Source organism: Ruegeria sp. CDSB113 (assembly GCF_059611045.1).
The window spans coordinates 1-13601 of the sequence record NZ_JBXWOU010000026.1; the positions used below are offsets into that span (position 1 = coordinate 1).

Genomic DNA, 13601 nt, shown 5'->3' on the forward strand with positions numbered 1-13601 from the left:
ACGATCAAATCGTCCATGATCCCGCCTTCCGGGTTGGTGAAAAACCCGTACCGCGCCTTGCCCGGCTTCAGGGTCGCGTAAGCCTGCGGGCACAACGCTTCCAGCTTCTCACCCACATTCTCACCGCGCAGGATCACCTGACCCATATGAGACACATCAAACAACGCCGCCTTCTCACGACACTGCTTATGCTCCCCCATAATCCCCAAAGGATACTGAACAGGCATCTCCCACCCAGCAAAATCAACCAACTTACCCCCCAACTCAACGTGAAGATCATACAACGGGGTGCGTTTGGGTGCGTCAGACATGGCAGAGACCTTTCCTAAGACCTTGGCAACATTGCCGCATGGATTGCAACGTTATCTCTGTATTGTCGCCAATTAACACCAAGGTTCCTAGGACTGTGCAGCGAGTCAACAGGCTTCGACTGCTGGCGGTCTTTTGGTCCCCCGAGGGCGGCGTTGCAGAGGCATGTATACGGCCGCATGCAGCGGCTTTGTATCCTATAGGAAACTTTTTTCCGTTAGGCAACATCGCATGCGACGTGCCATGGGCAAATTTCTGCGGCGAACAAAAAGACAGCCGAGCCATCAAACTGATTTTTAGCCGCTTTCTGCTAAAGGGCTCTGGCACCAACCCTGAACCTACCCTAAGACTTCGCGCAAGAGGGGACGCAATGGCACATATCACACTGGTGCGTCACGGGCAGGCCAACACCACCGCACGTGACGAAGTAAACTATGACAAGCTCAGCGATCTGGGCCATCAGCAAGCCCGTTGGCTGGGCGCGCATCTGCAGAACACACGGGCGTTCTACCCGCGCGTCTATTGCGGAACCCTGTCGCGCCATGTGGAAACCGCCGCCAGCATGGGACTGCCCGAGCCTACCCGTGATCCACGCCTCAACGAGGTCGAATACTTCAACATTGCGAAATTGTATGAAGAGCAACATGGCGTCCCCGTGCCGACCGACCGGGAAGGGTTTGTCGACCATCTGCCCCGAACTTTTGCCGCATGGGCCAGAGGCGAGATCGAGGAAACGCCCGAGACCTTTGAGGAGTTCGAAACACGCGTCTCAGATGCTTTGCGCGATATCGGCACAGAAGGCGGTCCGGCGATTGTTGTGACCTCGGGTGGGTTGATCTCGATGGTTGTACGACAGGCCATGGGACTGGACATACCTGCGATGGCGCGGGTGGCTCTTGCCATCATGAACACCTCAATGCATCGTCTGCACCCGATAGGCGCGCAACTGAGCCCGGTTCTGTTCAACGCAGTCCCGCATCTGGAAGCGCCAGACAGGCAGTTTGCCCAAACGCATCTGTAATCCAAGCCCGGAGGCACTCTGATGCAGCTTTACTATGCTCCTCGCACCATTTCGATCGCCGTTGCCATCGCCTTGAAGGAGGCCGGTCTGGACTATGAAGCGGTCCGTCTGGACTTCGCCGAAGGCGACCAGGCCAAACCGGCTTACAAACAGATCAATCCAAAAGGCCGTGTGCCTGCATTGGCGGTTGATGGCGGCATCCTGACTGAAACCGGGGCGTTGCTGGAATATGTCGCTACGGTTGCGCCTGACGCAAATCTTGTCCCCGCCGATCCTGTCATGGCGGCCCGTATGCGCGAAGTGATGTATTATCTGGCCTCGACCATGCATGTGAACCACGCACACAAGCTGCGCGGGGCCCGTTGGGCCGACAAGAAAGCCAGCTGGAAAGACATGACCGGCAAGGTCGCCCAGACCATGACGACGTCCTGTGAGTACATCGTATCAAACGGTTTGCGCGGGCCGTTTGTTTTGGGCGATACGGTCTCGCTGGCGGATGCGTATCTTTATGTAGTGTGCAGCTGGCTGGAAGGCGACGGCGTGGACGTGTCGGCCTTTCCCAAAATCCTCGCTTTCCGCGAGGCGATGGAGGCGCGCGCCTCGGTTCAGGCGGTGCGCGCCGCCGGGATGATTTGAGTAAAGGACGACGCATGACACATCTCTGGGTCCGGGCAGAGCAACGCCCGAATGAAGAACGGGTTGGATTGAGCCCAGAAGGCGCGGCGTCCCTGATTGCGGCCGGTACCCGGGTGACCGTCGAGGAAAGCCATGTCCGCGCTATTCCGATAGACGGCTACAAAAACGCAGGCTGCGAGATTGCGCCCGAGAATTCCTGGCCCGATGCCCCTCTTGATGCCATCATCTTTGGTTTGAAGGAATTGCCAGAGGACGGCACCCCCCTGCCCCATCGCCACATCATGTTCGGTCACGCCTATAAAGGTCAGCATTCAGGGCGTTCACTGTTGGATCGGTTCAAGACCGGGGGCGGAACGCTTTATGATCTGGAATACCTTGTGGACGAGAACGGCCGCCGCGTCGCAGCTTTTGGCTACTGGGCTGGTTATGCTGGCGCAGCGGTAACCCTGAAAGCATGGGCAGCGCAGCAACGGAATGAGGAATGCCCGCCCGTTGGTGTGTATTCGGGCAAGGACACGCTGAATGCTGAATTACTGGCCGAGTTGAACGCCACAGGCGCCAATCGTCCCCGCGCCATCGTGATCGGCGCGCTGGGTCGCGTGGGTGCAGGCGCCGCCGACCTGTGCGAGGCGATGGGCGTCAGTGTCACCAAATGGGACATGGCTGAAACCGCCAGCGGCGGGCCTTTCCCCGAAATCCTGGAACATGACCTGTTTCTGAACTGCATTTTTGCCCGCCCGGGCACCCCGGTCTTCGTACCGCGCGAGGCGCTGACAGCGCCGCGTAAACTGACTGCTATTGGCGACGTCGCCTGTGACCCGGACAGCGATTACAATCCGGTTCCGGTTTACGACCGCGCCACCACGTGGGACGCCCCTGCCTTGCGTGTTGCGAGTGATCCGGTGATGGACGTCATGGCGATCGACAACCTGCCGTCGATGCTGCCGGTCGAAAGCTCGGAAGACTACGCCGCGCAACTGCTGCCAACCCTGCTGACGTTGAAAGAGATCGAAAGCGGTGTTTGGGGTCGGGCACAGGACGAGTTTCGCAAACATGTCTGAGCCGGTGCACACATGGAACACTTGATCGGCGGTGCAGCAGCGGTTCTTGGCACGATCTGCTGGCTACCCCAGACCCTGAAAACGTGGCGCAGCCGCGAAACCAAGGACCTGTCTCTGCCTGCAAACCTGCTGATCCTGACAACACTGACGTTGTGGTTGGCCTACGGATTGATGATCGCTGCATGGCCTCTGATCCTGGGCAATGTGATATCGATCCTTCTTGTCGGTGCGATCGTGATCGCGAAACTGAAATTCGGCTGAACAGCCATATAGGAGCTTAAGCATGACCATCCATTGGTGTGGCACCGGCCTGTCGGCCATCCCCGGCCTGCGTCGCCTGATTGAAGGCGGGCACAAGGTCACTGTCTGGAACCGAACCATTGAAAAGGCCAAGGCCGAAGTCGGAGACCTGACCGACGACATACGTGCTTTTGACATCGGCGAGCTGGGAGCGGTGCTGGAAAAAGGCGACGTTATCGTCTCAATGCTGCCGGGCGATTGGCACGTGCCGCTGGCGGAACTGGCCATCTCGAAGGAGGCCAATTTTGTCTCATCCTCTTACATTGCACCCGAGATGCGGGCGTTGGATGACAAGGCCCGCGAGGCCGGTGTGGCGCTGGTGAACGAGGTCGGGCTTGATCCGGGTATTGACCACCTGATGGCACACGCCCTGATCGCCGACTATCGCGCCTCGGACGCGTTTGATGCGAACAACCACCTGAGCTTTATCTCGTATTGCGGCGGCATTCCGAAGAACCCCAACCCGTTCCGCTACAAGTTCAGCTGGTCGCCTTTGGGTGTGCTCAAGGCCCTGCGTTCGCCTTCGAAATCGATCCGCGATTATGCACCGCTGGACGTCGCCCGCCCGTGGGACGCGATCAGCAGCTATATCGCCCCGCTGCCAACACCGGAAAGCTTTGAGGTCTATCCGAACCGCGACTCTCTGCCTTTCATGGAAGAATATCAGTTCGAGGATCACTGGACCGTCAAGGAATTCGTCCGCGGTACCTTGCGCCTGAATGGCTGGGCCGATGCGTGGTCGGACGTGTTCAGCGAGATTGAAACCCTGTCCGGACCCGAGGGCGACGCGCGCCTGAAGGAAATGTCGGACCAGTTCTGGGACGAAAACGCCTATGACGAAGGGGAACCGGACCGCGTGGTTCTGTGCGTAGGACTGAAGGCCGAGAAAGACGGCGCACCCGTCTGGCACAAAGCTTATGTCATGGACGCGTGGGGCGACGCGCGCGGGACGGCAATGGCGCGACTGGTATCTATCCCGGTCTCGCTGGCAGTCGAAGCGGTCCTAAACCGTGCGATCGCCGTCGGTGTCCATGCAGCACCCAGCGATCCAAAACTGGTGCAGGGTTGGATGGCCGAGATCGACAAGCTGGCGCAGCATTTGCAGGTCGTCGATCACACCGCCTAAATTCACATCAAAAAAGCCACTCCTGTATGTCGGAGTGGCTTATAACTTCGTCTCTGTCGCCGGTATCGAACCTGGCTATCGCCACAGCTTCAGATGAACCGTTGGATCGTATCATCAAGATCGCTGCGGTTTATGCCCAGCTCGGACAATTCCTGATCGGAAAAGCTGTCCAAATACTGTGCGGCCCGCACGATATCGGCGCTGATCGCGCGTAGTTGCATGGCGCGGTCGAACAATTGCAGGGCACTGGTCGTGGGCGTCAATTGCTTGCTTGGCGGGACTACATCAAACATGGGTACTACCTCATAACTGGTTACGCGGGTTCTTTTTCGGCACTTGGTTACTGCCGATAGGGTGAGCCGTAATAAACGCTTTGATACGCGCGTTGCTTGATTTCAGCCCGAGGGACGCCGATGTCGCTAAGTTGGCAATCGTTCAACGCCTCCAGGTCGTGGACTGTTTTGGCGAAAATCCTGCGGCGGAAATGCTCGGTTCGGGCCTCTGCATAATCCGCAAACAGCGCGGAAAAAACGTTGCCGTTCGGGGTTATTGTCTGTGTCGCTTCCATGGTCTTCTCCTCCTGAATTTGGATTGCGGTTGTGGTCACAATTCAAATAAAGGAGCCGGTTCTTAAGGAGAGGCCACCGAAGCATTAAGCTCTGTTAACAAAGCTTGCCTGGCATGATCTTTGCCGAAGGTATTCAGCTTGGAGGGTTTTGGTCCAAGATGATCAAAGGGCTGTAGGATGCCGAATACGCGGTATTCAGGCATCTCTTGGTCGTTCCGCGCGGCATGGCGCAAAGCACAGGCCGCTACCATCGCAGCGGCCCGTGGAAATTTTAGACTTCGTCCGGGTTCGGAACGATCAGCGTCGGGATTTTCGACCTACGCAAGACGCGTTTTGCCACCGTCCCAAGGAAGGTGTGCGAAAAACCGTGGTCATGCGCGCCGAGCACGATCAGGTCACACCCCATCTCGACCGAGCGGCGCAGGATCACCTCGGCCGGGTGCCCGTCGGTGACCTCGATCGAGGACACCTGTTCACGGATCTTCGCGTCATCGCCTTCGAACTGTGCCCAGAACTTGGCTTGCCGTTCGGCCAGCACCTTGCGCACCATTTCATGGCGACGCTGGGCCGCAGTTTTACGCGTCTCTTCGTTCAGGATGAACATGTCCATCGTGATCTTCGCATCGTCCGATAGGGGTTCGTTCACATGCAGGACGTGAATTTCTGCCCCTGTCGCCATCGCAATGCTGGCCGCATTGCGCATGGCGTGACCCGAGTTTTCCGACAGATCGGTGGCGAACAGGATATTTGTCACCATTTGTTTCATAGCATCATCCTTTCAGGTCAGTAGCCCAACAGCCTTGGCAGCCATAGCGACAGCTCAGGGAAGAACGCAATGATAAAGATCGCGATCGTGTTCGCCGCTGCAAAGGGCAATGCACGGATCGAGATCTGCTCGATCGTTATGTTCGAAATACCCGATGCGATGAACAGGTTTTCACCCAGCGGCGGCGTCTGGAAGCCGATACCCAGCGTACAGACCATCACCACACCAAAGTGGATCGGGTCGATACCGACCGAATAGGCCACAGGCAGCATAACCGGAACCAGGATCAGGATGGTGGCCAGTGTCTCCATGAACATGCCGACGAACAGCAGGAAGAAGATGATCAGCGCCCAGATCACATAAAGGTTGTCGGTAAAGCTGAGCATCGAGTCCGCGATGATCGCCGGGATCTGGTTTTCCACCAGAAGGCGGCCAAACACAGTCGCGGTGAACAGGATCAGCAGAACACGGCCCGTCAGCCACGTGGTGGCTTCAAGCGACTGGAACAGCGACTGCCATGTCAGTTCACGGTAGATGACCACGCCAACGAACAGAGTGTAGAAGATCGCGACGATTGCGGCCTCGGTCGGGGTGAAGAATCCGGTATAGATACCACCCAGGATCACCAGCGGCGCCATCAGCGACCAGAACCCGCGATACATCTCGCAGCCCACGTGACGGATCGACCAACCTTCGGCCACACCTTTGTACCCACGCTTTTTAGACATGAAGTAGTTCAGGATCAGCAAGCTGGTGGCGATCAGGAAGGCCGGAACAAAGCCCGCGATGAACAGTTTCGAGATCGAAACCGACTGGAAGGTGCCGAACTTTTCAACTGCTTCCAGCGGAGGCGCCATACCGAGCGCGGCAATGCCGAAGATCACCATCGGGATGGAGGGAGGAATAATAATCCCGAGGCCGCCAGAAGAAGCGGTAATAGCAGAGGCATAGCCGCGCTCATAGCCACGGTCGATCATTGCTGGGATCATCAGCATCCCCACGGCCGCGGTTGTTGCCGGGCCCGAGCCCGAAATGGCGCCAAAGAACAGACAGGCCATAACCGTTGCAGCCGAAATACCGCCGGTGAATGGACCAGCCAGACTTTCAGCAACATTGATTAGGCGCTTTGAGATACCGGCGGCCTCCATAAGAGCCCCCGCCAGAATAAATGCAGGCAGAGCCATCAGTGGGAACGCACCCACCGAGGTAAATGCAATCTGCACGAACTTGATTGGGTTTTCGCCCAGGTAAAGGAACGAGAACAGCGATGCCACACCCAGCGCAACCGTGATCGGTGCGCCGATAAGCAGCAGTAAAAGAAACGATCCAAATAGGATTGTGACGATTTCGGATTCCATGGTTTTTCCTCCCTGCCTCAGTCGCGCTTAGCTGCTTCGGTGGCAGCTTTGATTTCATCAAGGTCGATCTGGTCAGGATCATGGATGTCTTCACCTTTGATCAGGCGGCGATAGTTCACCTGAATGATGCGCACAGTCATCAGCGCAAAGGCGAGAGGCAGAACCATGTAGACATACTTCATCTCAATACCCAGGGTCTGAGATTTCCAGAACTTGTTCATCTTGTTGAAGACAAAGTCCGTTGCCAGATACAGGAAGTAGACGTTGAAAAAGAGCCAGAAGAGATCGGCAAAAGCCTCGATGTACTTGATGTAGCGTTCGGGCAGGAACTTGAACTGGAAGGTCACCCGGTTATGCGCACCTTTCAATGCCGCATAGCTGGCGCCAAAGTAGACAAACCAGACGAACATGTAGACTGACAGTTCTTCGATCCAGCTGTACGAAAAGCCAAAGACTTCCCGCGCGATGATCTGTAAAAACAGCAGACAGACGAAGCCGGATAACAGGATCCGGCAAATGATACTTTCGATATTGTCCAGAAATTTCCAGAACATTTCGGAATTCCCTCCTCCCTGAGATGAAAAGAGCGCCGAAGCGCTCTTTTCCTTTTCGCTCTTTGGCGATTATTGCTGGACCGGGTCGCGGCCGATGGCCTCGAGGACCGTGTTCAGTTTGTCGACACCACCGATGGATTCGTAGAACTGCGGCCATACGGCGCCGGTTGCCAGTTCAATGAACTCGGCCTCATCGTTCTCAGGATCGATGATTGCCATGCCCTTGGCGGTTAGCTCTTCTTTGATCGCAGCTTCTGAGTCACGCAGGAACTGTGCGGAGATCTCAGTTGCTTCCTGACCGGCTTCCAGAATGATCTTCTGATCTTCTTCGCTCAGACCCTGGAAAACAGATTCCGAAACAATCAGCGGTTCAATCGAGAAGATGTAACGCAGGTTGGTCACGTGGTTCTGGACCTCGTAAAACTTCATTGCGTTGATCGTCAGGTAAGGGTTGTCCTGACCGTCGACGACTTTGGTTTGCAGACCGGTGAAGGTCTCGGACCATGCCATCGGAGTCGGGCTGATACCCCAGGACTTGTAGGTTTCGATCATGATTTCGTTCTTGGGAACGCGGATGATCAGGTCCTGCAGGTCAGCAACCGAGCTGACAGGCTTTTTCGAGTTGGTCAGGCGGCGGAAACCTGTGTAGGTCCAGCCGATGATGCGCACACCTGCGTCACGAATGGTGTTTTCCACCAATTCCTGACCGATCGGGCCTTGGGTCAGCTTTTCAGCATCTTCCAGGGACAGGATCACATAAGGCAGAGTGAATACACCAACCGAAGGCGAGAACGGCGTGATGTTGTTGATCGCCAGCAGCGACATGTCCAGTGTGCCGATCGCGGCCTCGTTGACGGTGTCCTGCTCGGAACCCAGCTGACCGTTCAGGAACAGTGTAGCTGTGTGTGCGCCACCCGATTTTTCTTCGAGTGCCTTAACGAAAGCCAAGCCAAGGGCTTCTTGGGCGCTGCCTGCACTATCGCCAACAGCAATCTTGAAGTTCTTCGCGTCGGCTGCGCCCGCTACCATCAGGGCTGCGACCGAAACGGCAGCAGTCATGGTGCCAAGCTTTTTGATGAATGACATAGATGTCCTCCCAGTTTTATCATGTTTCGAGGTGCGCGCTGACCTGGGGAGAGATGGCCAGTCCGATTCTGCCTCGGCTTTTTCAGAGTAGCTTGTGAAATGTGTTTCTATGTTGCCTTTCTTTGCGCGATAGGTTTCATATATATCAAACCTTACGAATTGGGAAGAAAATGGTTGCCTCACGCATCGGCGACAGCGACATCCGATTGCTGCGCGTTTTTAAGACGGTTGTGGAAAGTGGTGGTCTGTCTGCAGCCGAAGTTGAGCTGAATATCGGCAAATCGACAATTTCAAAGCATATTACTGATCTGGAACTGCGATTGGGCCTGAAACTGTGCACACGCGGCCCTGCCGGGTTCGCTTTAACAGAAGACGGCGCAAAAGTGCTGCAGGCAGCAGATCACCTGCTTGTGTCCGTGTCGCAATTTCGAAACGAGGTCAGCGAGATCAAGGAACAGCTGGGGGGAACGATCCGCATTTCGCTGTTTGATCAATGTGCGTCAAACCCGGATTCCCGGCTTGCCCGCGCCATTCATCGGTTCAACGAAGCCGCCCCCTCGGTTCAGATCGAACTGTCACTTGAGCCGCCAAACGTGATCGAGACCATGGTCATCAGTGGTCAGCTCGACATCGGGATTATTGCGCTGCATCGCCCTTCGACAAGCCTGAACTATGCGCCGTTATATGGTGAGAACATGTTCCTGTATTGCGGCCGGGAACACCCCCTGTACGAAATACCGGATCGAGAACTCAGGACCAGTGACCTGCTCAGATACAATTATGTTGGGCTCAGCGTGAACTCTCCGAACCTGATTGTCGGTCAGCAACTGGGCTTTAAACGTTCAGCAAAAGTTCAAAGCGAGCAGGCGCTGGCCATACTTATCCTGTCGGGGCGATACATAGGTTATTTGCCTGATCATCTTGCGCAGGACTTTGTGGACCAGGAAAAGATGCGGATGGTTTTGCCGGACGAAACGCAATATCGAACCCGGTTTGCTGCAGTGACCAGAAAGCAACCTGAACCGACGCGGGTGACAAACCTGTTTCTGGAAGTTTTGCAAAGCGAACATTCGAAACTCTGACAACCGCTCAGTTGGCACAACAGAAGTCGACTGCGGCCGAGACGCAGTTAATCAAATCCTGTCAACGGCCAAACGCGATATCGGGTTCACGTTTTTGGCGTTGCCAAAAACTTGTGACTTCCTGCCACATCACTAGCGCTCGCTTTCTTCTCTCCTACATGCGCCTCACCAATATGAGGCGGACAAATGATAGACGACGATCCCCAACCCGTAGGGTATTATAACGCGCATGACATATGGACCCTGGACCCAACGCCTGCGGACCAGTTGGCCTATGATGCCTTTGCATCGGGTGTTGTCGATCTTCTGCAAGTGTTGGATGACAACAAGACGATGATGTCACGGGACGTTTACGCAAGACTGTTCGCCTCGCTTTTGGATCTTTCCCGAACGTTGGGAGAATACGAGGATGGATGGAAGCCGGACTAGGGGACGATTTCCAAGAACCCACCGTTCCAAAGCACGGTATGAGGCGGCGGCTCAAGCACCGCCTCGAGCCTGAATACTAGTTAGCTTGCGGTTGCGTTCCCAAGTGCGTTTAGCAGAGTGTTCAGATTGTGCTGGAACATCGCGAGATAGCTGGTGGCCGGGCTACCCCGTTCCGACAAGGCGTCCGAGAACAGCCGTCCACCAATCACGATGCCGGTTTCATCCGAGATTTGCTGAATCAAAGTGGGACTTGTGATGTTTTCAACAAACAGCGCGGCAGCACCATCCGCCTTCAGTTGGTCAATCAGAACAGCAAGGTCCTTGGCCGATGGCTCTGCCTCGGTGTCGATGCCAACCGGTGCAAGGAAAGTCAGTCCGTAGGCGTCTGCCAGATAGCCAAATGCGTCATGTGCGGTCACAACCGTGCGGCGATTGGCGGGCAGGCCTGCCAGCTTTGTCTTGGTTTCTGCATCCAGCGCCTCAAGCTGCGCGATATAGGCCGCGGCATTGGCTGCGATCTCATCTGCGTGCTCGGGCATCGCCTCTGTCATCACGTCGGCGACATTGGTCACGTAAATCATGCCGTTCGACAGCGAGTTCCAGGCGTGAGGGTCGATTTTGCCCTCAACTGTGACAGGCGTGATACCTTCGGTGGCAACGTGCACGGTTGCGTCAGTGCCCGATTCAGCGATCAGCGTATCGGACCATGTCTCAAAGCCAAGACCGTTGACAAAGATGATATCCGCCTGGGCAACGGCCTTCGCGTCTGCAACCGAAGGCTGATACACATGCGCATCCGCGTCCGGGCCCACGATTGTCGTAACCGTGGCCAGATCGCCGACGACCTCTTCGACCATGTCGCCGAGGATCGAAAAGCTGGCGACGATCTTGACGTTGTCTTCTGCCGCAACGGTCGGCAAGGCCGCCAAAGCAAACGACACAGAGGCGATGCCGGCATAGAGTGACTTCACAAGAGTCATTGTGCTCTCTCTTCTTGTTGAATTTGGGCAATGGGGATGTCTTTGGAAACAGACGGTTTGCGCATCCGTCTGCCAAAACCAAGGGGGCCGAAAATGGCCGAGAACAGAAAGAACCCACCGGCAACCAAAACGATCGCTGGGCCGGACGGCGTGTCCGGGAACAGATAGGACAGTGTCAGACCGATCCAGCAACTGGACAAGGCAAACAGAAAACCCAGGACCAGTTGCCCGGTGATCGTACTCGCCCAATAGCGCGCGGCGGTCGCAGGCAGGATCATCAGGCCAACGGCCATCAACGTGCCCAGCGTTTTGAATGCCGCCAGCAAGTTCAGAACCAACAACAGCATAAAACCCTGATCAACCAGCCACGGCCGGCGCGTCTGAGTTTCGAAGAAAACCGGATCACAGGTGCTGACAATCAGCGGACGAAGCAGAACGGCGAATGCCATCAATGTTACTGTCGCCACCCCACCGACAAGGACCATCGACGCGTCGTCGATCCCAAGGATTGATCCAAACAGGAAGCTTTTTAGTGGAACTGCGGACCCTGCTGCAGACAGGATAAAGATACCCACCGCCAATGCGATCAGATATAGCGAGGCAAGGCTGGCATCGCTGCGCAGGATCGTCCGGCGTGCGAGAAAGGCGGTCAAAATGGCGACGCCAACACCCGCGATAAGCCCTCCGACCAGCAGTGACATGACCGACAGGCCCGCGGTGACAAAGCCGATGACAATGCCAGGGGTAATCGCGTGGGCCATGGCCTCACCAGCCAGCGATAGGCGACGGAGAACAAGAAATGCCCCCACCGGTGCGACCGAAGCCGACAGGACCGTGGTCGCCACAAAAGCACGACGCATGAAGGCAAAGCTCCACATTTCTGCGATCAGGTCATACATTGGCGTGCTCCGCTGTTGAATGGGTGCCACGGAACATCCAGGACGCCTGACTTTCCGAGAGGTATCCTTGCGCAACCAGCCGGTCTGGCGTCAGAACGTCATTCACCGGTCCATGGGTCGCCTCTTGCCCGCCCAAAAGCAGCGCATGGCTGCAATAGTCCAGCACCGAGGAAAGATCGTGCACCACCAAAACCACTGCGCGCCCCTCATCGCGCCATCGGCGGATAATCGACAGCAGATGAGCTTCGGTACTTTGGTCGACTGCGGCAAACGGTTCATCCAGCAGGATCAGCGGCGCGTCCTGCATGATAACCCGCGCGAACAGCGCGCGCTGCAGTTGCCCACCCGATAGCATATGCAGAGGCCGGTCAGCGATATCCAGTACCCCGGCCTCATCCAGCGCGGCGGCCATCCGGTTGCGCGCGGCGGCGTCCAGCCCGGTACGATAACCAAACCCGCGCCAGGCACCCATCGCGGCTAGATCCCTCACACGGATGGGAAATCGACGGTCGAACTCGGTCATCTGTGCCAGATACCCAATGTCACGAGGACGGCCTTGCGGCCAAGTCAAACTGCCCGAAAGAGGATCCATCAAGCCCAGCAGCATCTTTACAAAAGTGCTCTTGCCCGACCCGTTCGCACCAAGAACGGCGAGGGTCGTTCCAGCCGCGATATCCATGGAGAGGCGGTGAAACAATGTCAGGTCGCGGTAGCCCAACGTCAGATCGCGGATTTGTAAAACGGCCGACATCAAATCACCGCGTAAATCGCGAGCCACAAGAGCGCCGACAGCGCCAGAGCCCCCGCGACCAGCACCGGAACGCTGAATTCTGTCAGACACTTACCCCTTTGGGTGTCAGCTTTTTGCAATGACAACGGCAACGCCTCCTGTGTTTGGACAGGGGCAAAGCGAGCGCAAAGTCGTGCACGGTACGGACCGCTTGAAACATTGTCATCTCCCTCTGGGACACCCCGCCCAGGTTCATAAATTTCGGATGGCAGGTCTCCTGACTTGCGGGTCAAAGCTATCCCGATCCTTCCCAGGCTATTGCCCAGTGGACGATCTCGGGTCGCTCGCCGCCTACAGTTGCGGGGGCAGTCACGGAATTGGCCATTTTACAGAACCGCACCGTATTCCCTTTTATCCCTGACCGCAAAATACAGTCGGGAACCATCGCGAGGACAAAATACGAATTGATTTGATTCGACAAGAGCGCAAACCTGTGCGGGATGGCTATTCGTTCCAGTCACCGGTCGACTATGGAGGTCGCGGTAGACATGAGGCAACGGTGGATACCACACGAGCCCCGCTTCTTGCAGCTTCCGACGATTGTTCGACTGTAATAGTTACGGTTTTATGATTTGAACCTACGACCTTCAGGTTATGAGCCTGACGAGGTGAGGACGTTAAGCAATTGATTCGTGG

General features: G+C 56.3%; 16 protein-coding genes, 1 pseudogene and 1 riboswitch. Of the genes and pseudogenes, 7 read left to right on the forward strand and 10 right to left on the reverse strand.

Annotation, left to right across the window (positions count from 1 at the left end; translation table 11 throughout):
• Nucleotides 1–311 (reverse strand): annotated as a pseudogene (gene gcvT, locus AC2FIS_RS22850) (glycine cleavage system aminomethyltransferase GcvT); the annotation flags it as partial.
• Between the two features lie 368 nt (nt 312–679).
• On the opposite strand from gcvT, the gene AC2FIS_RS22855 reads away from it, so the two are divergent.
• From AC2FIS_RS22855 to AC2FIS_RS22875, 5 genes are read left to right on the forward strand one after another with little or no spacing between them, the layout of a single operon-like run.
• Complete coding sequence (locus AC2FIS_RS22855; protein ID WP_496775577.1) at nt 680–1330, forward strand: histidine phosphatase family protein; 651 nt, start codon at nt 680–682, stop codon at nt 1328–1330.
• A gap of 21 nt (nt 1331–1351) precedes the next feature.
• Entirely contained in the window at nt 1352–1966 is a 615-nt protein-coding gene (locus AC2FIS_RS22860; protein ID WP_496775578.1) for a glutathione S-transferase family protein, read from the forward strand.
• 14 nt (nt 1967–1980) lie between these two features.
• Entirely contained in the window at nt 1981–3027 is a 1047-nt protein-coding gene (locus AC2FIS_RS22865; protein WP_496775579.1) for a saccharopine dehydrogenase, read from the forward strand.
• Nucleotides 3028–3039: 12 nt separating this feature from the next.
• Complete coding sequence (locus tag AC2FIS_RS22870) at nt 3040–3288, forward strand: SemiSWEET family sugar transporter (protein ID WP_058273753.1); 249 nt, start codon at nt 3040–3042, stop codon at nt 3286–3288.
• Nucleotides 3289–3310: 22 nt separating this feature from the next.
• Entirely contained in the window at nt 3311–4453 is a 1143-nt protein-coding gene (locus tag AC2FIS_RS22875; protein ID WP_496775580.1) for a saccharopine dehydrogenase family protein, read from the forward strand.
• 89 nt (nt 4454–4542) lie between these two features.
• Here the strand turns inward: AC2FIS_RS22875 and AC2FIS_RS22880 are convergent, their stop codons facing one another.
• The 6 genes from AC2FIS_RS22880 to AC2FIS_RS22905 form a co-directional block, all read right to left on the reverse strand.
• Entirely contained in the window at nt 4543–4746 is a 204-nt protein-coding gene (locus tag AC2FIS_RS22880) for a hypothetical protein (protein WP_496775581.1), read from the reverse strand.
• A 47-nt stretch (nt 4747–4793) separates the two neighbouring features.
• Nucleotides 4794–5021, reverse strand: coding sequence for a DUF1127 domain-containing protein (locus AC2FIS_RS22885; RefSeq protein WP_496775582.1), 228 nt, complete (start codon nt 5019–5021; stop codon nt 4794–4796).
• 271 nt (nt 5022–5292) lie between these two features.
• On the reverse strand, nt 5293–5787 hold the full coding sequence (locus AC2FIS_RS22890) for a universal stress protein (RefSeq protein ID WP_058277392.1): 495 nt from the start codon (nt 5785–5787) through the stop codon (nt 5293–5295).
• 17 nt (nt 5788–5804) lie between these two features.
• The gene (locus AC2FIS_RS22895; protein ID WP_108861887.1) at nt 5805–7145 is read right to left on the reverse strand and encodes a TRAP transporter large permease; all 1341 of its coding nucleotides are present in this window, start codon (nt 7143–7145) and stop codon (nt 5805–5807) included.
• A gap of 17 nt (nt 7146–7162) precedes the next feature.
• Nucleotides 7163–7699: a TRAP transporter small permease gene (locus tag AC2FIS_RS22900; RefSeq protein ID WP_496725303.1), complete on the reverse strand. Its 537-nt coding sequence runs from the start codon at nt 7697–7699 to the stop codon at nt 7163–7165.
• Nucleotides 7700–7768: 69 nt separating this feature from the next.
• Entirely contained in the window at nt 7769–8785 is a 1017-nt protein-coding gene (locus AC2FIS_RS22905) for a TRAP transporter substrate-binding protein (protein ID WP_113790480.1), read from the reverse strand.
• A gap of 170 nt (nt 8786–8955) precedes the next feature.
• Here AC2FIS_RS22905 and AC2FIS_RS22910 point away from each other — a divergent pair, with 170 nt between their 5' ends.
• Together AC2FIS_RS22910 and AC2FIS_RS22915 are read left to right on the forward strand one after the other, a co-directional pair.
• A complete protein-coding gene (locus tag AC2FIS_RS22910) occupies nt 8956–9867 on the forward strand; it encodes a LysR family transcriptional regulator (RefSeq protein WP_496775583.1) in 912 nt (303 codons plus the stop codon).
• Nucleotides 9868–10053: 186 nt separating this feature from the next.
• A complete protein-coding gene (locus AC2FIS_RS22915) occupies nt 10054–10296 on the forward strand; it encodes a hypothetical protein (RefSeq protein ID WP_496775584.1) in 243 nt (80 codons plus the stop codon).
• A gap of 80 nt (nt 10297–10376) precedes the next feature.
• Here the strand turns inward: AC2FIS_RS22915 and AC2FIS_RS22920 are convergent, their stop codons facing one another.
• From AC2FIS_RS22920 to AC2FIS_RS22930, 3 genes are read right to left on the reverse strand one after another with little or no spacing between them, the layout of a single operon-like run.
• Nucleotides 10377–11276 carry a metal ABC transporter solute-binding protein, Zn/Mn family gene (locus tag AC2FIS_RS22920; RefSeq protein WP_496775585.1) on the reverse strand — a complete coding sequence of 300 codons (900 nt, stop codon included), beginning with the start codon at nt 11274–11276 and terminating at the stop codon, nt 10377–10379.
• Nucleotides 11273–12175, reverse strand: coding sequence for a metal ABC transporter permease (locus tag AC2FIS_RS22925; RefSeq protein ID WP_496775586.1), 903 nt, complete (start codon nt 12173–12175; stop codon nt 11273–11275). Before AC2FIS_RS22925 ends, AC2FIS_RS22920 begins: the two co-directional genes overlap by 4 nt.
• A complete protein-coding gene (locus AC2FIS_RS22930; RefSeq protein ID WP_496775587.1) occupies nt 12168–13016 on the reverse strand; it encodes a metal ABC transporter ATP-binding protein in 849 nt (282 codons plus the stop codon). The genes AC2FIS_RS22925 and AC2FIS_RS22930 overlap by 8 nt, the downstream gene beginning before the upstream one ends.
• A gap of 139 nt (nt 13017–13155) precedes the next feature.
• Nucleotides 13156–13366, reverse strand: a riboswitch (cobalamin riboswitch).
• Between the last annotated feature and the right edge of the window lie 235 nt (nt 13367–13601).